19 protein-coding genes are annotated in these 21,570 nt (G+C 56.0%); 6 read left to right on the forward strand and 13 right to left on the reverse strand.

The features are described 5' to 3' along the window. Positions 1 to 8 precede the first annotated feature (8 nt). The 9 genes from dam to pilM all read right to left on the reverse strand — a co-directional run bounded on the left by dam (position 9) and on the right by pilM (position 7,504). Positions 9 to 821 carry an adenine-specific DNA-methyltransferase gene (dam, locus tag RY075_RS21420; protein ID WP_003861633.1) on the reverse strand — a complete coding sequence of 271 codons (813 nt, stop codon included), beginning with the start codon at positions 819 to 821 and terminating at the stop codon, positions 9 to 11. A 67-nt stretch (positions 822 to 888) separates the two neighbouring features. Further along, the gene (gene damX / locus RY075_RS21425; RefSeq protein WP_003861632.1) at positions 889 to 2,193 is read right to left on the reverse strand and encodes a cell division protein DamX; all 1,305 of its coding nucleotides are present in this window, start codon (positions 2,191 to 2,193) and stop codon (positions 889 to 891) included. Positions 2,194 to 2,285: 92 nt separating this feature from the next. Beyond that, positions 2,286 to 3,374: a 3-dehydroquinate synthase gene (aroB, locus tag RY075_RS21430; RefSeq protein WP_003861631.1), complete on the reverse strand. Its 1,089-nt coding sequence runs from the start codon at positions 3,372 to 3,374 to the stop codon at positions 2,286 to 2,288. Positions 3,375 to 3,431: 57 nt separating this feature from the next. Beyond that, positions 3,432 to 3,953, reverse strand: coding sequence for a shikimate kinase AroK (aroK, locus tag RY075_RS21435; protein WP_003861630.1), 522 nt, complete (start codon positions 3,951 to 3,953; stop codon positions 3,432 to 3,434). Positions 3,954 to 4,239: 286 nt separating this feature from the next. Further along, entirely contained in the window at positions 4,240 to 5,478 is a 1,239-nt protein-coding gene (hofQ, locus tag RY075_RS21440; RefSeq protein WP_003861628.1) for a DNA uptake porin HofQ, read from the reverse strand. Then, positions 5,390 to 5,794: a HofP DNA utilization family protein gene (locus RY075_RS21445; protein ID WP_003861627.1), complete on the reverse strand. Its 405-nt coding sequence runs from the start codon at positions 5,792 to 5,794 to the stop codon at positions 5,390 to 5,392. Before RY075_RS21445 ends, hofQ begins: the two co-directional genes overlap by 89 nt. Then, positions 5,784 to 5,963, reverse strand: a complete 180-nt coding sequence (locus RY075_RS21450; RefSeq protein WP_022651950.1) for a hypothetical protein — start codon at positions 5,961 to 5,963, stop codon at positions 5,784 to 5,786. Before RY075_RS21450 ends, RY075_RS21445 begins: the two co-directional genes overlap by 11 nt. Before the next feature lie 276 nt (positions 5,964 to 6,239). Continuing rightward, a complete protein-coding gene (locus tag RY075_RS21455; protein WP_003861625.1) occupies positions 6,240 to 6,731 on the reverse strand; it encodes a PilN domain-containing protein in 492 nt (163 codons plus the stop codon). Then, positions 6,731 to 7,504: a pilus assembly protein PilM gene (gene pilM / locus RY075_RS21460; RefSeq protein WP_003861624.1), complete on the reverse strand. Its 774-nt coding sequence runs from the start codon at positions 7,502 to 7,504 to the stop codon at positions 6,731 to 6,733. Before pilM ends, RY075_RS21455 begins: the two co-directional genes overlap by 1 nt. A gap of 120 nt (positions 7,505 to 7,624) precedes the next feature. Here pilM and mrcA point away from each other — a divergent pair, with 120 nt between their 5' ends. After that, on the forward strand, positions 7,625 to 10,177 hold the full coding sequence (gene mrcA, locus RY075_RS21465) for a peptidoglycan glycosyltransferase/peptidoglycan DD-transpeptidase MrcA (protein WP_003861623.1): 2,553 nt from the start codon (positions 7,625 to 7,627) through the stop codon (positions 10,175 to 10,177). A gap of 94 nt (positions 10,178 to 10,271) precedes the next feature. On the opposite strand, the gene nudE is transcribed toward mrcA, so the two are convergent. Next, positions 10,272 to 10,832, reverse strand: coding sequence for an ADP compounds hydrolase NudE (gene nudE / locus RY075_RS21470; RefSeq protein ID WP_003861622.1), 561 nt, complete (start codon positions 10,830 to 10,832; stop codon positions 10,272 to 10,274). A 327-nt stretch (positions 10,833 to 11,159) separates the two neighbouring features. Between nudE and RY075_RS21475 the strand changes: the two genes are divergently transcribed. The 4 genes from RY075_RS21475 (at position 11,160) to hslO (ending at position 15,347) form a co-directional block, all read left to right on the forward strand. Then, a complete protein-coding gene (locus tag RY075_RS21475; protein WP_003861620.1) occupies positions 11,160 to 13,298 on the forward strand; it encodes an intracellular growth attenuator family protein in 2,139 nt (712 codons plus the stop codon). A 64-nt stretch (positions 13,299 to 13,362) separates the two neighbouring features. Continuing rightward, positions 13,363 to 14,046 (forward strand): GMP/IMP nucleotidase, encoded by a 684-nt coding sequence (gene yrfG, locus RY075_RS21480; protein WP_003861619.1) that lies wholly within the window; start codon positions 13,363 to 13,365, stop codon positions 14,044 to 14,046. Beyond that, complete coding sequence (gene hslR, locus RY075_RS21485; protein ID WP_003861618.1) at positions 14,043 to 14,444, forward strand: ribosome-associated heat shock protein Hsp15; 402 nt, start codon at positions 14,043 to 14,045, stop codon at positions 14,442 to 14,444. Before yrfG ends, hslR begins: the two co-directional genes overlap by 4 nt. Before the next feature lie 18 nt (positions 14,445 to 14,462). Next, positions 14,463 to 15,347: an Hsp33 family molecular chaperone HslO gene (gene hslO, locus RY075_RS21490; protein ID WP_006812239.1), complete on the forward strand. Its 885-nt coding sequence runs from the start codon at positions 14,463 to 14,465 to the stop codon at positions 15,345 to 15,347. Between the two features lie 122 nt (positions 15,348 to 15,469). On the opposite strand, the gene RY075_RS21495 is transcribed toward hslO, so the two are convergent. Continuing rightward, positions 15,470 to 17,227, reverse strand: coding sequence for a DUF4153 domain-containing protein (locus RY075_RS21495; protein ID WP_232967674.1), 1,758 nt, complete (start codon positions 17,225 to 17,227; stop codon positions 15,470 to 15,472). Positions 17,228 to 17,603: 376 nt separating this feature from the next. Here RY075_RS21495 and pckA point away from each other — a divergent pair, with 376 nt between their 5' ends. Further along, on the forward strand, positions 17,604 to 19,223 hold the full coding sequence (pckA, locus tag RY075_RS21500) for a phosphoenolpyruvate carboxykinase (ATP) (RefSeq protein WP_338627952.1): 1,620 nt from the start codon (positions 17,604 to 17,606) through the stop codon (positions 19,221 to 19,223). A gap of 97 nt (positions 19,224 to 19,320) precedes the next feature. Here the strand turns inward: pckA and envZ are convergent, their stop codons facing one another. Beyond that, on the reverse strand, positions 19,321 to 20,667 hold the full coding sequence (gene envZ, locus RY075_RS21505) for a two-component system sensor histidine kinase EnvZ (RefSeq protein ID WP_003861615.1): 1,347 nt from the start codon (positions 20,665 to 20,667) through the stop codon (positions 19,321 to 19,323). Further along, complete coding sequence (ompR, locus tag RY075_RS21510; protein WP_001157751.1) at positions 20,664 to 21,383, reverse strand: two-component system response regulator OmpR; 720 nt, start codon at positions 21,381 to 21,383, stop codon at positions 20,664 to 20,666. The genes envZ and ompR overlap by 4 nt, the downstream gene beginning before the upstream one ends. Positions 21,384 to 21,570 lie beyond the last annotated feature (187 nt).

Consider the following 21,570-nt stretch of genomic DNA (forward strand, 5'->3'; position numbering starts at 1 on the left):
GCAAAGGCTCAGGGTCGATAAAGCGCCAGAAGTTCGTCCACCTTTTTACGTGTGCCGCCGTTGCTGCTAATGCTACGCCGCACTTTTACCTGAAAATGCTTCGCGGCTTTGTACCATTCGCGCGTATCAGGCGTGTCGTGATTCGAAATTAACACCGGAATTCTTTTGCTGACCAGCTTTTCCGCCATCTCAGCCAGACGAGCCTGCTCGGCCGGGCTGAAGCTATTGGTGTGGTAGGCGGTGAAATTTGCCGTGGCAGACAGCGGCGCGTAAGGCGGGTCGCAGTAGACCACCGAGTTTACGCCCGCCAGCTCCATGCACTCTTCATATGAGAGACAGTAGAACTCGGCATTCTGCGCTTTTTCAGCAAAGTGATACAGCTCGTCCTGCGGGAAATAGGGACGCTTATAGCGGCCAAACGGCACGTTAAACTCGCCACGCAGATTATACCGGCACAGACCGTTGTAGCCATGGCGGTTGAGATAAAGAAACAACAGCGCGCGACGGAACGGATCCTGGCTTTGATTAAACTCAGCGCGGAACTGATAGTAGACGTCCGGGTTGTTGTTCTCTGGCGTAAACAGCTTCCGTGCCTCTTCCACATACTCATCGGTACGCAGTTTGACGATGTTATAGAGGCTAATAAGGTCGCTGTTGATATCCGCCAGGATATAACGAGAAAAATCGGTATTCAGGAACACCGATCCAGCACCCACGAAGGGCTCGATAAGACACTCGCCTTTCGGCAGGTGCTTTTTAATATCGTCGAGCAGGGGGTATTTCCCCCCTGCCCATTTCAGAAAAGCGCGATTTTTTTTCATGCTGACTAACTGATTACACCTTCTCCGGCTGTGGAGAAAGCTCCGACAGCATCCTGCGCTTTAAACATTACTTCAGATCGGCCTGCACCTGATGAATCGGCTTCGCCCACGGGTTTTTCGCCTGCACGTCGGCTGGCAGCGTGGAAACGGCACGTTTTGCTTCATCTTTGGAAGCATAAATACCACTCACCAGCACATACCACGGTTGACCGTTACGGGTCGTCTGATAAACCACGTAGTTTTTCAGATTCGATTTCTTCGCCCAGGCGTTGAGGTTGTCATAGTTAGACGAACTGCTCAGCTGAAGGGTGTAGTTGCTGGAAGAGGCCGACTGCAAAGAACCCACGTTGCCCGTCGTTTTACCTGGCGAAGCGCCCGTTTTGGCTGCGGGAGCCGCAGGTGTTGTTGCAGCAGGTGTTGTTGCAGCAGGCGCCGCTGTGGTCGCCGTCGCTTTCGGAGCAGCGGTTGCTGCTGGCGTTGGCGCTTTAACCGGCTGGCTCACCGCAGGTTTTGTCTGCGCTGGCGCTTTCGTTTCTGGCGCTTTTGCCACGGCCTGTGGTTTCGTCTCACGCTTCGGCTCAATCACAGCCTGCTTACGCTCCTGGCGTGGTGCAGTCTGCGTCTGGCGCGGTTTGGTTTCCGTTGCCGCCGTCTGCTGCTGGGCATTGCTGCCATGAACTGGCGCAACGGTGGCTGGTTCAGTTGGCAGCGTGGAGTTCACCACGGCAGCGTTAACCTGTTCCTGATTCTGCGGCTGCATCAGCGCGTTGTTCAGATCGCCCTGAACCTCAACACGCTGCTGGCCTTCAGGCGTAGCTGGCGCCTGGCCCTGAGTCGGGGTAGAAGAGACAGGCGGCAGAGAGATATCCTGACCGGCGCTGGTGTTGCCTGCGGTCTGCTCTGCGGAAGTGGTGCCCGGCGCAGGCTGAGCGCCATTCGCCTGGTTGCTCGCATCGTTACCAGACAGGTCGATGCTCTTCTCGGCAGACGCGGTCTGCTCGGTAGAATGGGTAGAAGGGGCTTTTAGCGCGGAACCAATGCCGACAATCAGCAATACCAGCACCAGAACGCCAAGGCCCATCATGATGTACTGACGGGAGGCCGGTTTTGCCGCTACCGCTTTTTTACGCTTGCGCGGTCGACGTTCAACAGGCTGTTCATCCATTAACTCTTCTTCGGATTCAAACTCCTCGTCTTCACGCTCATTGCGCGCGTTGCGGCTACGCGAAGGGCGACGATCGTCTGCATCCAGATCGACATCGTCAAAGTTGATCTGCGGCTCGTTATCACGTTCTGAAGATTGACGAGAACGACCAGTACGACGATCGCTGGGATCGGGTTTCAGCTCGTCTTCTGGTTTGAATTCATCCATTTAACACCCCACTCAAAGGCTTCTGCCAACGACTCTGCATTAACCTGAAGCTAAAACGACCACCTGTTACAGCGGTCTGACCTTTCTAGTTGTTACGCTTGCTGACAATCAGCAATAGCGCCAAGTACGACTTCGTGCGGCACTCCGCCGCGCACTTCACTTTTCCCTATTGCAAGCGGGAGTACCAGACGCATCTCACCTGCTAATACTTTTTTATCGCGCATCATGTGGGGAAGGTACGCCTGCGCAGACATTTCCTGCGGACCACTTACCGGCAAGCCAGCACGTTTAAGCAACGCGATGATACGTGCTGTCTCTTCCGGCCTGAACTGCCCCAGACGTTCAGAGGCACGCGCCGCCATAACCATTCCGGCAGCGACAGCTTCACCGTGAAGCCAGTTACCGTAGCCCATTTCGGCTTCGATCGCATGACCAAACGTATGCCCCAGATTCAGTAAAGCACGTAAGCCGGTTTCACGCTCATCTGCGGCAACGACTTCTGCTTTCAGCTCACAACAACGGCGAATACAGTAGGCCATTGCCTGCCCGTCGAGGCGCAGCAGCGCATCCATATTCTCTTCCAGCCAGGTGAAGAACTCCCCGTCAAGAATAATGCCGTATTTGATCACTTCTGCAAGGCCGGACGCCAGTTCGCGCGCTGGCAAGGTTTTCAGACAGTCGAGATCCACCACCACCGAGGCGGGCTGGTAGAACGCGCCAATCATGTTTTTGCCGAGCGGATGGTTAACCGCCGTTTTACCGCCCACAGAAGAATCGACCTGTGAGAGCAACGTGGTTGGAATTTGAATAAAGCGCACGCCGCGCTGGTAGCTGGCGGCTGCAAAACCGGTCAGATCGCCCACAACGCCGCCGCCAAGGGCAAGCAGTGTTGTATCACGACCGTGCGGTTTTTGCAGAAGTGCGGTAAAGACGGTATCCAGTACCGTCAGGCTTTTGTACTGCTCGCCATCGGGCAGAATCACACTGTCGACCTTCACGCCCGCCTGCTCAAGCAGGTGACGTACACGGTCGAGATAAAGCGGAGCCAGCGTCTCGTTGGTGACCAGCATCGCCTGATCACCCGCTTTCAGTGGTAAGAAGGAAGCTGGGTCGTTAAACAAACCAGCCGCGATGGTGATAGGGTAACTACGTTCCCCGAGAGTAACTGTAATCCTCTCCATGACGCGACATCCACCTTAAATGCTTTTACCCGCAGGCGAGTGTATATAAAGCCAGAATCAGTTGCTTTCCAGCATATGAATAATCTGGTTTGCAACCACTTTAGCGCTTTGATCGTCAGTACGAATGGTCACATCAGCAATCTCTTCGTACAGAGGATTGCGTTCATCGGCCAAAGCTTCCAGAACTTCACGTGGCGGTGTTTCAACCTGCAACAACGGGCGCTTTTTATCACGCTGCGTGCGTGCCAGCTGTTTTTCGATGGTCGTCTCAAGATAGACCACTACGCCACGGGCGGAGAGACGGTTGCGGGTTTCGCGAGATTTTACAGAGCCGCCGCCAGTTGCCAGCACAATGCCCTGTTTTTCCGTGAGTTCGTTGATCACTTTTTCTTCTCGGTCACGGAAACCTTCTTCGCCTTCTACGTCGAAGACCCAGCCCACATCCGCTCCGGTTCGTTTCTCAATCTCTTGATCAGAATCGTAAAATTCCATATTGAGTTGTTGAGCTAACTGACGCCCAATAGTGCTTTTGCCGGCACCCATAGGCCCAACCAGAAAGATATTGCGTTTCTCTGCCATTTTTTCGGTACTACTAAGACTATTCGTTAATGGTAATCCCCGCTGCGCAGACACCCGGCGTAGCAGGACATGAACTGAAACCTCATTTGCAATAGAGCGAGAGTCAGACGAAAAATTATCTCAATACTCCGGCTTGTTTGGCAACTGATTAAATCACCGTTCCCGGCGCATAAGGAAATAAGACGTAAGTCCAACTCAAATCGGTACTCCTTGTATGCTAATTCATGCCCCACGTCAAACATCTGCAACAAACTGAATGCAAAATCATTGCGGGGATCGTTACCCATTACTGAATACTGACCAGACGTGGCGTGATAAACACCACTAACTCGCGCCGTTCGTTATCTTTTCCGTCATGGCGGAACAGCTGACCCAGCCACGGAATGTTGCCCAGCACGGGCACGCTGTCGCGTCCGGTTTTATTCTTTTGCGAAAAGATCCCGCCCAGCGCGAGCGTTTCCCCACTTTTTACCTCAACCTGCGTTTCGATCTCCTGCTTATCGATCGCCAGCGTTTCGCCGTCTGCCTGTTGCAGCACCTGGCCGGGCATATTTTCACTGATATGCAATTTCAGGCGCACACGACCACCCGGCAGAACCACCGGCGTGACCTCCATGCCTAATACCGCTTCTTTAAATTCAACGGATGTCGCCCCGCTCTCGCCGCTGGAAACCTGATACGGAATTTCGCTGCCCTGCTTGATGCTGGCCGGCTGCATGTGCGATGCCAGCAGCCGCGGGCTGGCGATGATATCCACCTGCTGCTTTTGCTCAAGCGCCGACAACTCAAGATCCAGCATCCTGCCGTTGATGCGCCCGATGTTAAACCCTGCGTGGGTGGTCGCACTGGCCACCGACAGGTCCGCACCCAGCGTCGTGACCTGACCCACTTTACTGGCCTCCGTTGCGTCAGCGAGGTTCCATTTCACCCCCAGTTCACGCAGGCTTTTTTCACTGATGGTCACAATCTGCGCCGCCAGTTCCACCTGCTCGACGGGCAGATCCATCTGCACAGCCCAGCGCTGGAGCATATCCACCACCGTCTGGTTATCCCTGACCAGGAAACGGTTGGTGCGCTTGTCGACGGAGAGACTGCCTTTCGGGCTTAAGAGCTTTTCCGCCGCTTTTTGCAATTCGCCCGCATCCGCATAAGCAAACGGAATGCTGTGAGAGTGCAGCGGGGCGTCGAGCAGACGCTGGGCCCGCTCCTGCTCTTTACGCGTCTGTTGCTCCCGTTGCCAGGCCGCCGTATGCACATAAAAAATGCCGCCCTCTTCCCGCAATACCAGCCCGGCGCTGTTCACTACCGTCTGAAGCGCCTGCCTCCAGGGCACCCGCGTTAAATTCAGCGAAAGCGAACCGCTGACATCCGGCGACACCACCAGATTGCGATCCTCCTGCGCTACCAGCGCCTGTAATATTTGCACCACCGGGACATCATCCACCAGCAGGGTGACCGGTTTTGGCGTCGCGGCCCACAGGGGCTGGCTGAGTACCGCCAGTAACAGCCCTATCCTTATCTTCACTTTTTTTCGTTCCTTCTCGTTGCCATGTCCATCGCTTCGGCTCGCACATATCGCCGACATCAACGGTCAGTTGTTGTCTATCTATCGCGCTCACCCGCCAGCCTGTCGGTAACCGCATCTGCGTTTTTACCCGGTGCCAGCGTTTCTGCCCGTCCTGCATAAGGCCGATATCCCTGCTGCCGCTGACTATCCCCTGATACCGCCACTGGCTGAGCTGCCCGGCTGCGCAACGCTCTTCCGGCACAGAGAAGGGATCCCGCATCCCGGTCAGGAAAAGCGGAGAAAGCAGGATGACTAAACGGGCTTTACTGCGCATGACCGATCTCCAGTTGCAGGCTGAGGCGTAACTGTTTGCCCTGTGGGATGATGGAAAACGCACTCACCCGCACGTTCTCAAGCGCCAGCCGGGAAAAGAGCGCCGGAACCGCGCCCCATGAGGCATCCAGCGCCAGCTCTCCCCCACTCTGCTGCGGCTTCCAGTACACCAGCCTTGCGTCCTCACGCTGAAATGCCAGGGGAGAAAAGGGCCGCGAGGGCGTCACTTACGTAAACACTGCTTGCCGTCCGGCCTCTGGCCACAGCGAGGCGTTGATTCGCTTCGCACTGATGGCCTGCGCCTGAACATCGGCGTAACGCAGAGCAGCGGGCCTGAGCAGTAGTTCCCAAATTGCCCACGCAACAAGCCCCGACGCGATCAACCAGCAAAGGACGCGCCGGGAAGGACGTGCATCAGCCCAGCGTTGATACCAGATACCCACCGGCTACCTCCGGCTATGCAGTTTAAAAGAGAACATCCATCGCCCCAGGCTATCCTGTTGCAGTTCGCCTGCCGGTCCGGGGTTAAATCCCGTCACCCTTTTCAGCGCATCGGTCATGGCTGCGAGCGCTGGCAGTGAAGTGGTATAGCCGGTCAGGGTCAGCGAGGGTGGCTGATAACGCAGCGCCGTCAGCCACGCCTGCCGGGGCATTGCGCTGGCAAGCGATTCCAGCGCGGGTTGCCAGGCCGGATCAGACGGCGGCGAAGGGGTTTTCAGCCCCGCTGACTGCGGCTGACGGGCTCTCAATACTTTCTGCACCGCCCGTGTCCCCGCCAGTTCGCTCTGCAACGCCTGTAACGCGAGAGACTGCGTCGCCCGCAGGCTGATACCACCCGCCAGCATCACCAGCAATGAGGTGGCAAACAGCAGCCCCCAGAAACGCAGGCGCTGATTACGTTGCTGCCGACGCCAGGGTAAAAGATTGGGCATGCTCATTACGGCGCCTCGCTCATGGCCAGCGCCAGGGCGACGGTGAAATCAGCACCGCATTCCGGCAGCGGCGGCTGGCACAGCGTCACCGCTTCCCAGGGATCGCGGGCAGCATCAAACACGGCGATATCAGAAGAAGAAAGCGCAAGCAGCGCCGCCAGTTCATTCACCGTCGCCGCTTCTGTGGTGTAGCGCCGCCCCCACTGGTGACGCATCGCCCATAGCCACTGGTGTTGATCTCTCCAGGCGACGCACCGGGCGGGGGCAACAGCAGAGAGAAGATTAGCCAGCGCGCCGGCATCCGGGGCGATTGCTGCCAGACGCAAACGCAGCGCGTTCGCCAGCGTCAACAGGGTATCGACCTCTCTGTTTTGCGCTGCGGTAACCTGAAAAGTGTTGCTGAACGTATCCTGCGCGTAGTCAAAGCAGAGCGTATCGGCGGGCATCTCCAGCTCACGCGCTAATGCGGCGCCTACCCAGGTGAGCTGTTCGCTGTCACGCAAGGTAACGGATGGACGGGGCAACGCGCGTTGCAGAACGCGCGTTGCTGGAAATGAGAGGAATACCCGATGCGAGTGCGGCAATGTTTTCCGCCAGCCACGTAATGCGTTAACCAGCTCTTCTGGCTTAAGTATTTTGCCTTCCCCGATAACGCCGTCCGACAGCGGCACCGCCCACCAGCGCCGTAAACGCCATCCGGCCCGCTCTCTGGTCAGCGCTACCGCAACCACCTTATCCTGTTGAATATGAACACCTGTTTGCCACGTTTTAAAAGCCATGCTTCACGATCTCCTTATCGCCCGTCGGAGTGACGGCTATATCAATGAATCAGGCTTGCCTTTATACTACCGCGCGATTGTTTAGAAACTGCCCAGGCTAAACCAAATGGGAAATCTCCGGTGAAGTTCGTAAAGTATTTATTGATCCTTGCAGTCTGTTGCATTCTGCTGGGAGCAGGCTCGATTATTGGTTTGTACAAATATGTCGAGCCGCAACTCCCTGATGTCGCCACGCTTCGTGATGTGCGGCTTCAGATCCCTATGCAGGTCTATAGCGCCGATGGTGAACTGATGGCGCAATACGGCGAGAAACGTCGTATCCCTTTGACCTTAAATCAAATCCCACCCGTGATGGTGAAAGCTTTTATCGCCACCGAGGACAGCCGTTTTTACGAGCACCACGGTGTCGATCCGGTCGGTATTTTCCGTGCGGCAAGCGTGGCGCTGTTCTCCGGTCATGCCTCTCAGGGGGCAAGTACCATTACCCAGCAGCTGGCGCGTAACTTCTTCCTCAGCCCGGAAAAGACGCTGATGCGTAAGATCAAAGAGGTGTTCCTCGCGATCCGCATTGAGCAACTGCTGAGCAAAGACGAGATCCTTGAGCTTTACCTCAACAAGATCTATCTGGGCTACCGCGCCTATGGCGTAGGGGCTGCGGCTCAGGTCTATTTTGGTAAGCCGATCGATCAGCTCACGCTGAGCGAAATGGCGACCATTGCCGGCCTGCCAAAAGCGCCATCCACCTTTAACCCGCTCTACTCGCTGGACCGCGCCACCGCGCGCCGTAACGTGGTGCTGTCGCGTATGTTGAGCGAAGGCTACATCAGTCAGTCTGAGTACGATAAGGCGCGCAGCGACGTTATTGACGCCAATTACCATGCGCCGGAAATCGCCTTCTCTGCACCGTATCTCACTGAAATGGTTCGCCAGGAGATGGTGAGTCGCTACGGTGATAAAGCGTATGAAGATGGTTATCGCGTCTATACCACCGTGACCCGCAAAGTGCAGCAGGCTGCCCAGCAGGCGGTGCGTAATAACGTGATGGATTACGATATGCGTCACGGCTATCGCGGCCCGTCCAACGTGCTGTGGAAAGTGGGGGAAGGCGCATGGGACAGTAAAAAAATCACTGATTCCCTGAAAGCGCTGCCGACCTATGGCCCGCTGCGTCCGGCTGTCGTCACCCAGGCCGATCCACAGGAAGCGGTGGCGATGATGGCCGATGGCACATCCGTTTCGCTGCGCATGGAGGGTGTCCGCTGGGCGCGTCCGTACCGCTCTGACACTCTTCAGGGCCCGACGCCACGTAAAGTGACCGATGTGGTACAAACCGGACAACAAATCTGGGTCCGTCAGGTCGGTGATGCCTGGTGGCTGGCGCAGGTGCCGGACGTCAACTCTGCGCTGGTCTCCATCAATCCGCAGAACGGTGCCGTGATGGCGCTGGTTGGCGGGTTCGATTTCAACCAGAGCAAATTTAACCGCGCGACCCAGGCACTGCGTCAGGTTGGTTCGAACATCAAACCGTTCCTGTATACCGCGGCGATGGATAAGGGGCTGACGCTCGCCAGCATTCTCAACGACGTGCCAATTTCCCGCTGGGATGCCGGTGCGGGCTCTGATTGGCAGCCGAAGAACTCTCCGGCGCAATACGCTGGCCCTATCCGTCTGCGTCAGGGCCTTGGCCAGTCGAAGAACGTGGTCATGGTTCGCGCGATGCGTGCGATGGGCGTTGATTATGCGGCAGAGTATCTGCAACGCTTCGGCTTCCCGGCGCAAAACATTGTTCATACCGAATCTCTGGCGCTCGGCTCCGCGTCCTTTACACCGCTCCAGGTCGCGCGTGGCTACTCGGTGATGGCGAACGGGGGATTCCTGGTCGATCCGTATTTCATCAGCAAAATCGAGAACGATCAGGGCGGCGTACTGTTTGAAGCGAAACCGAAAATTGCCTGCCCTGAATGCGATATTCCGGTGATTTACGGCGACACGCCAAAATCCAATGTCCTGGAAAACAAGGATATGGAAGATGTGGCGATCTCTCAGGAACGTCAGAATCTGGCGGTGCCGCAGCCTCAGCTGGAACAGGCCAATCAGGCGCTGGTCGCCCAGAGTGGCGCGCAGGAGTACGCCCCGCACGTGATCAGCACGCCGCTGTCGTTCCTGATTAAGAGCGCACTGAACACCAACATCTTTGGCGAACCGGGCTGGCAAGGCACCGGCTGGCGAGCGGGCCGCGATTTGCAGCGCCACGACATCGGCGGCAAAACCGGGACAACCAACAGTTCAAAAGATGCCTGGTTCTCAGGTTATGGCCCGGGCGTTGTCACCTCGGTCTGGATTGGTTTTGACGATCACCGCCGCACTCTGGGGCGCACAACCGCTTCTGGCGCGATTAAAGATCAGATTTCCGGTTACGAGGGTGGGGCTAAGAGTGCGCAACCGGCGTGGGATGCTTACATGAAGGCCGCTCTCGAGGGCGTGCCGGAGCAGCCGCTAACGCCTCCGCCGGGCATTGTCACGATCAATATTGACCGCAGCACCGGACAGCTTGCGAATGGCGGCAACAGCCGTGCCGAGTATTTCATCGAGGGTACGCAGCCAACCACGCAGGCAGTGCATGAGGTGGGTACAGAGATCATTGATAACGGCGAGACGCACGAGCTGTTCTGACGCCGACAAAAAAGCCGGGTGGCGACTACGCCTGACCCGGCCTACAACGTCAATGCAAAACGGCAACCTTCGGTTGCCGTTTTTAATGGTGGCGCTACAAACGCCCCTGCCCCTTCAGCCACTCTCGTACCAGGAACAGTGCGCTCACGTTGCGTGCCTCGTTAAAGTCAGGATCTTCCAGCAAATCCATCAGATGAGCCAGCGGCCAGCGAACCTGCGGCAGCGGTTCCGGCTCGTCTCCTTCCAGCGATTCAGGATAGAGATCTTCCGCGACAACGATGTTCATTTTGCTGGAAAAATAGGACGGCGCCATGCTCAGCTTTTTAAGGAACGTCAGCTCTTTCGCGCCAAAGCCGACCTCTTCTTTCAGCTCCCGGTTTGCCGCTTCAAACACCGTTTCGCCCGGATCGATCAGTCCTTTGGAGAAGCCCAGCTCGTAGGATTCTGTGCCCACAGCGTATTCACGAATGAGGATCAGATGCTCGTCGACGATGGGCACTATCATCACCGCTTCACGCGAGGAGGGGCGCATACGCTCATAAACACGACGCACACCGTTGCTGAACTCCAGATCCACGCTTTCGACATTAAACAGACGCGATTTCGCGACGGTTTCAACATTCAGAATGGTGGGCTTTTGTAAGGGTTTGGTCATCTTGACGGGTCTTTGCTGGGTGAACTGGCTTTATTGTGCGATACGCCGCACGGTTTCGGCAATGTCAATTGCTCTTTATTTACATTTATGCAACGTAATTGAATGCGATTCTCATTTCAAAACAAATGTCAAGAGGTTGAAATGTTTCCAGGAATTTGCTGATATCGCGCCGGAACAGGCTTTGTTATCATTACCGGTCACTGGGATGCGCGTCAACATGCTCAAGTTAGACTCCATACTTGCCGATAGCCGACCACAGAATCTCATTCATTGTACAAAAGGTGCGACTGACAACACCTGTAAGAAGATAAGTAAGATGGGGAAAGCATGAGCACCATTTTGATTTTTCTCGCTGCTGTGCTGGCCTGCGCGTCGATTGCGGTGTGGGTATTCAGGCGCCGCGTACATCGCCGTTATCGGCTGCCCTTTTTAAACGCGTTCGCCGGAGCAAACACGCGCAAGCTTTCGCCAGAGGAACGCAGCACCGTTGAGCAGTATCTCGACACGCTGAACCGATCCCGGCTTTCGCCTGGCCCTACCGGCGCCAGCGCCGCCCCCGTATCGCTCAACCTGAACGCCCAAAGCGACACCGTTCTGTGCGTGACGCGCTCCATTACCCGCTATGGCATCACAACCGACGATCCCAACAAATGGCGTTACTATCTCGACTCTGTTGAAGTACACCTGCCTCCCTTCTGGGAACAGTATATTAACGACGAAAACAGCGTCGAGCTCATCCATACCGATACGCTGCCGCTGGTTATCTCCCTCAATGGTCATACTCTGAGCGAATATGTTCAGGAAGCGCCACGCTTTGCGCTGGAACGCGCGAGCGGAACGCAGGCCTCTATTCGTGGTGAAGAGACAGAGCAGATTGAACTGCTCAACATCCGCCAGGAAACGCATGAAGAGTACGTCCTGAGCCGCCCGGATGGCATTCGCGAAGCGGTGCTGATTGTCGTCTCGTTCCTGCTCTTTTTCATCTGCCTGCTGACGCCGGACGTGTTTGTTCCGTGGCTCGCGGGTGGCGCAGTACTGCTTCTGGCCGCCGGGCTGTGGGGCATATTTGCCCCGCCGGCAAAAACGTCATTACGCGAAATTCACTGCCTGCGCGGAACCCCAAAACGCTGGGGACTGTTCGGTGAGAACGATCAGGAACATATCAACAATATCTCGCTCGGGATCATCGATCTTATCTATCCACGCCACTGGCAGCCGTGGATTGCGCAGGACCTGGGCCACAAAACGGATATTGATATCTATCTCGACCGCCACGTTGTACGCCAGGGACGTTACTTATCCCTGCACGACGAAGTAAAAAACTTCCCGCTTCAGCACTGGCTTCGCAGCGCGGTGATTGCCGGTGGCGCCGCGTTAATCTTCCTCATGCTGCTGCTTTTCGTGCCGCTGGATATGCCAATTAAATTTACCCTGTCATGGATCAAAGGGGCGCAAACCGTGGAAGCCACCAGCGTACAGCAGCTCGAAGAAGCGGGTGTACGCGTGGGGGATACGTTGCGGCTGAAAGGCACCGGGATGTGTAATATCCACTCACCGGGTGCCTGGAACACGCGCCAGAACTCGCCGTTCGCGCCGTTCGACTGCTCTCAGATCATCTGGAATGACGCCTCTCCGCTGCCGCTGCCGGAATCGGATGTGGTCAATAAGGCCACTGCGCTCACCCAGACGATTAATCGCCAGCTCCATCCAAAACCGGATGATGATTCTCGCGTCAGCCCTGCCCTGCGTTCGGCTATTCAGAAGTCGGGCATGGTGCTGCTGGATGACTTTGGCGAAATCGTCCTGAAAACAGAGGATCTCTGTTCCGCCCAGGATGACTGTATCCGGCTGAAGAACGCGCTGGTCAACCTCGGCAACAGCAAAGACTGGGACGCGCTGGTGAAACGCGCCGAAGCGGGACGCCTGGACGGTGTGAACGTGCTTCTGCGTCCGGTCAGCGCCGAGTCGCTGGATAATCTGGTGGCGACCTCTACCGCCCCCTTCGTGATGCGTGAAACCACCCGTGCCGCCCAGGCGCTTAACAGCCCGGCGCCGGGCGGTTTTGTGATTGCCAGCGATGAAGGCAGCGACCTGGTGGATCAACCTTATCCGCAGGTTTCGCTGTATGACTATCCTGCCCAGGAGCAGTGGAGCGAATTCCAGCGTCTGGCGCAGATGCTGATGCAGACGCCATTCAGCGCGGAAGGGATCGTCACCACCCTCTTCACCGACGCCAACGGCACGCGTCATATTGGCCTGCACCGTATGCCGGATAGCGCTGGCCTGTGGCGCTATATAGGGACATCCCTGCTGCTGATTGCGATGCTGGCGTGCATCGTCTGGAACGGTTATCAGGCCGTACGCCGCTATCAGCGTTCCCGCACGCGGCTGGCAGAAATCCAGGCCTACTACGAAAATTGCCTTAACCCGAAACTGATCTCCTCTTCTGAGAGCCTGATCGGATAACGTCCCTGCGCGACAAGTTGTGCTACCCTGTCGCGCACGTTTCTTCTGGCTGGAGTTCCCCCTTATGCATCTTAATATCGACTGGCAGGCGGTCGATACCGTCCTGCTTGATATGGACGGCACGCTGCTTGATCTCGCCTTTGATAACTATTTCTGGCAAAAGCTGGTCCCGGAAACTTACGGTGAACAGCAGGGGATCTCCCCGGCAGAAGCGCAGGAATTCATTCGTTCGCAATATAGCGCGGTGCAGCATACGCTAAACTGGTACTGTCTTGACTACTGGAGCGAGCGACTCGGTTTGGATATTTGTGCCATGACCACCGCCCAGGGCGCACGCGCCGTACTGCGCGAAGATACGGTCCCGTTCCTGGACGCGCTGAAAGCCTGCGGTAAGCGCCGTATTTTGCTGACAAATGCGCATCCCCATAACCTGGCCGTGAAGCTGGAACATACCGGTCTTGCTTCGCACCTTGATTTATTGCTTTCCACCCACACATTTGGTTATCCGAAAGAGGATCAGCGGTTGTGGCATGCCGTGGTAGAAGAAACCGGTTTACAGCCGGAACGCACGCTGTTTATTGACGACAGCGAGCCGATTCTGGATTCTGCGGCCGCTTTTGGCATTCGCTATTGTCTGGGCGTGACTAATCCGGATTCCGGCCTGGCTGAAAAAAGCTATCTGCGACATCCGGGGCTGAACGACTATCGCCGGATGATCCCCTCACTCACCGTGAAGGAGACGCCATGAAAGAAAAACCCTCTGATGGGGTAAGACTGGATAAATGGCTGTGGGCCGCCCGTTTTTACAAAACGCGCGCCCTTGCCCGTGAAATGGTTGACGGCGGAAAGGTGCATTACAACGGTCAGCGCAGCAAACCGAGCAAGCTGGTTGAACTGAATGCCACGTTAACGCTTCGCCAGGGCAACGATGAGAAAACGGTGGTGGTGAAAGCCATTACCGAACAACGGCGGCCCGCAACCGAAGCCGTTTTGCTGTATGAAGAGACGGCCGAAAGCATAGAGAAGCGCGAGAAAACCGCGCTGGCGCGCAAAATGAACGCGCTAACTATGCCTCACCCGGACCGGCGACCGGATAAAAAAGAGCGCCGCGATCTGATGAAATTTAAACACGGTGAGAGCGAGTAACCCTCACCTGCACGAGAGATGAAAATGGCCCAACACGACCAATTACACCGCTATCTGTTTGAACAATTCGCCGTGCGCGGCGAGCTGGTCACCGTATCCGAAACCTGGAAACAGATTCTGGAAAACCACAACTACCCGCTGCCGGTGAAAACCCTGTTGGGCGAACTGCTGGTTGCCACCAGCCTGCTGACCGCCACGCTGAAGTTCGCTGGCGATATTACCGTTCAGTTGCAGGGTGATGGCCCGATGTCGCTGGCGGTGATCAACGGTAATAACCAGCAGCAAATGCGCGGCGTGGCGCGCGTTCAGGGCGATATCCCTGAAAATGCGGATCTGAAAACGCTGGTCGGAAATGGCTACCTGGTTATCACGATTTCGCCTGAAGAGGGTGAGCGCTATCAGGGCGTTGTCGGTCTGGAAGGCGACACGCTTGCCGCCTGCCTGGAAGATTACTTCATGCGTTCCGAACAGCTGCCAACCCGTCTGTTCATCCGCACCGGTGAAGTGGATGGTCAGCCTGCTGCCGGTGGTATGCTGCTTCAGGTTCTGCCTGCGCAGGATGCGCAGACCAATGATTTCGAGCATCTGGCAACGCTGACGGAAACCATCAAAGCGGAAGAGCTGTTCACCCTGTCGGCGACCGACGTGCTGTGGCGTCTGTACCACGAAGAAGAAGTGACGGTTTACGATCCGCAGGCGGTGGAATTTAAGTGCACCTGCTCCCGCGAGCGTTGTGCTGGCGCCCTGAAAACGCTGCCGGATGAAGAGATCGACAGCATCATGGCGGAAGACGGTGAGATCGATATGCACTGTGATTACTGCGGTACGCACTACGTGTTTAATTCGATGGATATCGCGGAGATCCGCAATAACGCCTCTCCGGCGGACCCGCAGGTTCACTAAGCTCTGAGCCTGATGCCCGGCGGCGCTATGCTCGCACGGGCCTACAATGAATTGTGCAATTTTTTGATATGATTGCTAATTGTAGGCCGGGTAAGCGTAGCGCCACCCGGCAAGAAAAATCACTAACGCCACTGCGCATTATTGTAACTGTCGTAGCTCATATCGACACGCTCCCCAAAAATCTCAATATCCGCCCAGGGCTTCACGACAGATTTCACTTTCCTCTGCCTTAATGCGCGGTCAAGTTCTCCTCTGGTCAATGCCTCCGGCATTTTCCACGCGTCCCCGGCGATCCTCCAGCCCGTGTTAGTTTGTGTGTAAGCCACGATCGTGCGATCGGTAAATTGAAATAGCACGGCTTCCGGCTTGCCGTCGCTGTTAAGATCCAGCGGCATAAGTAAACAATTACTCTGGGCGCTATCGCAGCTCTCGAAGCGATAATGATTGCTGAGCATGGCTTGCCACAATGTCTTATCAGGACGAGCCATTCCCGGTGCGAGCTGGACCTGTTTTTCCAGCATCGCGGCGGTCATCTTACCTGCTCCGCCAGCGTTCCTGGAGAGAAGACCATTTATTTCACGCTGGCGTTTTGGGTTAGAGATAAACTGCGGATCGTTTTGCAGCGTGAGCATCGCCTCCCGCCCCTTTCGTCCAGCGTTACTGAGCATATACAGGCTGACTTGATCCGCAGTTATTCTGCCGTCCTGATAGCGGGCCATATGGCTTGCGACACTTATTCGCCACGGATCCAGCACGGGGGTATGGATCAACGCCAGGAAAATGAGGGAAAGCAGCCCGGTCGCCGGGATGACGTACGCATGGATCTTCTGCGGTTCACGGCGCTGAATCAGAGCGCTGGCGCAAAAACCGATCGCCCAGACCAGCGCCACGATGGTTATCAATACCCCGTACAGACGCTCGGGTGACCAGCCGTATTGCGAAATGCGTAGCCACAGCGCCCACCCCGCCAGAACCGGATACGCGGGTACGATAGCCACAGCGAGGCGAATCATCCCTCGCAGCGGGGCATAGTAAGGCAGTGTTTGACGCTGTGGATGCCACACTATCGTCACCAGGAATAACAGCAGCAGCGCTAAGGTGGTCAGCAAGCCCGCGGCGGATATTCTGGCTGAAATGGATTCAAAGCCGACAAAAGGCAACGCGCCAATAAAGAGCGGCGCCAGCGCCGCCATCAGGGGAAGCAGACCGGTGGCGATGAGGGTCAGCAGATTTTGCAGGGCAAGGATTAACCTTACCTGCATACGCGTGAGCACGGCCGCACTGGCTGAAACCACGCCAATCGCCACTGAAATAAACCCGTCAGAATGAAAGAAAAGCCGATCAAAAAAGCCGATGCCGATAAGTTCGAAAAGCTCGGCCCAGAGGAAAAGCACCAGCCAGAAGAGACCATTCGAAACAAAAATAATGAGCAGTGTCAGCGCGTTATGCCAGTTTCGTTGATAAAAGTCGCTGTAGAACGAGGTAGTCGGGACGGGATCCAGACGCCGCTGAAGCCATGGCAACACGAACAGCGTCATCAGCAGCAGATGAAAGCCGAAAACGAGCATCTCATCTCTGAGATTCCAGCTTTCGAGTCCTGCAACGCTCCACTTAAGCCAGCCGCCCATCCCCGCGACTGCCGCGCCAATCATCCCGAGTGACAGCCACAAAAATGGCTTTCTGAATGACGTCATGGCAAGCGACAACGTGGTTGTCATTACCACGGTGGCAGGTACTACACACATCAGCCACAGCGTATCCGATGGCAATTTTGCGTACTCGATATACCACATGATTACATAGCAAATTACGCCCTGTAGAGCCCCCGCCAGCACGACGGCTACGCGCGTTAAAGCGGATAACGTCTCACGGTTTTCCATTTCTCATCCCTTGTTCATGAAAAATCTATTGTCTCATCAAAGCAAAACTCTGGCCCCCACCTCAAACTCTGAAAATAGCTGACCCAAGAGACCTGAATCGTTTTCCCAGTGTAACCCTTACGTAATTTTCTTACATGTATGCGATTACATTCACATTCTTCTGGATAAATTCACCAGAGATTAACCTTTTAAGAACATTTTCCCCATCCAAAAAGCGATTCCTGCGATAATCTGCCCGCCCTGTGACTGGAGTCGCAGCGTTTTCCGTTAGTAAGGGTTTTGACCAGATACGTAAATCTATGAGCCCCGTCGCGGTTAACATCCCCAGAAAAACCCTACAATTTCAGGCAGTACATATTGGCTAAGGAGCAGTGATATGCGTGTTAATGGTTTAACCCCGCAAGATCTCAAGGCTTATGGTATTCACGACGTCCAGGAAGTGGTCTACAACCCCGATTACGATACGCTGTATCAGGAAGAGCTCAATCCGGCACTGGAAGGATACGAGCGTGGTGTGTTGACGAACCTGGATGCTATCGCCGTCGATACGGGTATTTTTACCGGTCGTTCGCCGAAAGATAAGTATATCGTCCGAGACGACACCACCCGCGATACGCTGTGGTGGGCTGATAAGGGCAAAGGGAAGAACGATAACAAACCGCTCTCCCCGGAAACCTGGCAGCATCTGAAAGGACTTGTCACCCATCAGCTTTCCGGCAAGCGTCTGTTTATTATTGATGCGTTCTGCGGCGCTAACGCCGACACCCGTCTCTCCGTACGATTTATCACCGAAGTGGCCTGGCAGGCGCATTTTGTGAAGAACATGTTCATTCGTCCAACTGATGAAGAACTGCAAGACTTCACCCCTGACTTTATCGTGATGAACGGCGCGAAATGCACCAACCCACAGTGGAAAGAGCAGGGTCTGAACTCCGAAAACTTTATCGCCTTCAACCTGACCGAGCGTATCCAGCTGATCGGCGGTACCTGGTACGGCGGCGAAATGAAGAAAGGGATGTTCTCGGTCATGAACTACCTGCTGCCGTTGCGCGGTATCGCCTCCATGCACTGCTCGGCGAACGTCGGGGAAAAAGGCGATGTAGCAGTGTTCTTCGGCCTTTCCGGCACCGGTAAAACAACGCTGTCCACCGATCCAAAACGTCGTCTGATTGGCGACGATGAACATGGCTGGGATGATGACGGCGTGTTTAACTTTGAAGGCGGCTGCTACGCGAAGACCATTCGCCTGTCGGAAGAGGCAGAGCCGGATATCTACCACGCGATTCGCCGCGATGCGCTGCTGGAAAACGTCACCGTGCGTGCCGATGGCTCTATCGACTTCGACGATGCGTCTAAAACCGAAAACACCCGCGTCTCTTACCCGATCTACCACATCGAGAACATCGTCAAGCCGGTATCGAAGGCGGGTCACGCCACGAAGGTGATTTTCCTGACCGCAGATGCATTCGGCGTGCTGCCACCGGTTTCCCGCCTGACCGCCAGCCAGACGCAGTACCATTTCCTCTCCGGCTTTACCGCTAAACTGGCGGGTACCGAGCGCGGTGTGACCGAGCCAACCCCAACCTTCTCCGCCTGCTTCGGCGCGGCGTTCCTGTCGCTGCACCCAACGCAGTACGCGGAAGTGCTGGTGAAACGCATGCAGGCATCCGGCGCCCAGGCATACCTGGTAAACACCGGCTGGAACGGTACGGGCAAACGTATCTCCATCAAAGATACACGCGCCATCATCGACGCGATTCTGGATGGTTCGCTGGATAACGCCGAGACCTTTACGCTGCCGATGTTCGATCTGGCGATCCCAACAGCGCTGCCGGGCGTGGATACGCGTATCCTGGATCCGCGTAACACCTACGGTTCACCGGAACAGTGGCGTGAGAAGGCTGAATCGCTGGCGAAACTGTTTATCGAAAACTTCGAGAAGTATACCGACACCCCGGCGGGTGCTGCGCTGGTGAGTGCTGGACCGAAGCTGTAGGTAAAAGCAAAAAGGCAACGAAAGTTGCCTTTTTTAATGTTTTTTCCCTCTCCCCGTGGGAGAGGGCCGGGGTGAGGGCATCAGGCCCCACCCTTTTTTAACTCTCTTTCACCTGACCCCGTAAAACCGGCACCGGTAACCACGCACGAATGCTCAAACCACCCCGCTCGCTGGTGCCAATTTCCAGCAGTCCGTTATGGTTATCCACAATACGCTGCACAATCGCCAGGCCTAAGCCGGTTCCGCTGGTGCTGCGCGCGCTGTCGCCGCGCACAAATGGCTGGAACAGGTGCTTACGCTGCTCAGGCTTGATGCCCGGGCCATCGTCTTCCACCTGGAACCAGGCGCGGTTGAGTTCCGTACCGCTGCTGACTTTGATCCAGCCGTTGCCGTAGCGCGCCGCGTTGACCACCATATTCGCCACCGCGCGTTTAATGGAGAGCGGGTGCATACGTACCTGAATCTCACCTGCCTGAAGGTCGGTCGCAATTTCACGTTCGTAGCCGCTTTCGGCAGCAACCACTTCGCCCAGAACCGCATTCAGATCCGCCATCTCCATCGGCATCTCCTGCCCGGTGCGCAGGTAATCGATAAACTGCTCGATGATGGCGTTACACTCTTCGATATCCTTGTTGATGGACTCTGCAAGATAACCATCCTGCTCGCCCATCATCTCCGTCGCCAGCCGGATACGCGTCAGGGGCGTGCGAAGGTCATGGCTGACCCCGGCCATCAGCAGCGTACGGTCGTCCGCCAGCTGTTTAACGCCTGCCGCCATGTGGTTAAACGCACGCGTTACCGAGCGCACTTCCGATGCGCCATACTCGCGCAGCGGCGGTGGGATAATACCTTTACCGACCTGTAATGCCGCATGCTCCAGGTCGACCAGCGGTCGGTTCTGGATACGAATAAACAGCCATGCGCCGCCGATGGCCAGCAGCATGATCGCCAGGGTGTATCGGAACAGCGGTGAGAAGTCGCCCTGATGAATCTCGGTGAGCGGAACACGCACCCAGATGTTGGGTGACAGCCAGGTTTTCAGCCAGACAACCGGCGAGCTTTTATTGACCTCAACGCGCACTTCCGTCGGGCCGCCAAGCTGCTGCGCCATCTGCTGGCTGAGGAATTCATAGTGCTGCGCCCAGCGCAGGCCGGCATCTTCCGCCGCTTCGTTCGAGTAGAGAGAAATGCCCAGCTCACGGTAGATTTCCCGACGGAACGCCGGGGGAACAACCAACTGCGTGCCGTCCTCCAGTTGCAGTTTGTCGGTCATCAGCATACGCACTTCGTATGCCAGCACCTTATTAAACTGCTGGAGGCTCGGCAGGATTGCAAAGTTCAGCACCACCAGGTAGGTCGTCACCAGACTGACAAACAGCAGGGTGACGATCAATAACAGCGTGCGGGCAAACGAACTTCGCGGCGAGAAGCGCATTCGCCTCATGCTTTAGAGCCGTCCGGGACAAACACGTAGCCCAGACCCCAAACGGTCTGAATATAACGAGGATGCGCCGGATCTTCTTCCACCATACGACGCAGACGAGAGATTTGCACGTCGATAGAACGCTCCATCGCGGAGTATTCACGACCACGCGCCAGGTTCATCAGCTTGTCACGGGAGAGCGGCTCACGCGGGTGGCTGACCAGCGCTTTCAGCACCGCGAACTCACCGCTGGTGAGCGGCATTGGCTCATCTTCACGGAACATCTCACGGGTGCCGAGGTTCAGCTTGAACTTACCGAATGCAATGACGGCCTCTTCCTGAGATGGCGCGCCCGGCAGTTCGTTCGCCTGACGACGCAGCACGGCGCGAATACGCGCCAGCAGTTCACGCGGGTTAAACGGCTTTGGAATGTAGTCATCAGCGCCAATCTCAAGGCCGACAATACGGTCGACTTCTTCACCCTTCGCCGTCACCATGATGATCGGCATCGGGTTGCTCTGGCTGCGCAGACGGCGGCAAATAGAGAGCCCGTCTTCGCCAGGCAGCATCAGGTCCAACACCATCAGGTGGAAAGATTCACGCGTCAGCAGACGATCCATCTGTTCCGCGTTCGCGACGCTACGAACCTGGAAGCCCTGCTCGGTCAGATAACGTTCCAGCAGCGCACGCAGGCGCATGTCGTCATCTACGACCAGAATTTTGTAGTTCTCTTGCATTGTGTGTACTCCCAAAGGTTCGGATAAGCCTGGAACAGCGTATTCTAAAAAAGTGCACGGGTTCGACCAGCAAATTCTGGTATAAATTCTAGACGAAATTGTTACAAAGCATATTTAACAGCAGCTTATCTGTTCATTTCATCACATAAATCATTATTAATCTTGTCTGTTACACTGTGCGCTACGT

Source organism: Enterobacter sp. JJBC (assembly GCF_036936505.1).
In the GTDB taxonomy this organism is placed as follows: domain Bacteria; phylum Pseudomonadota; class Gammaproteobacteria; order Enterobacterales; family Enterobacteriaceae; genus Enterobacter; species Enterobacter hormaechei_C.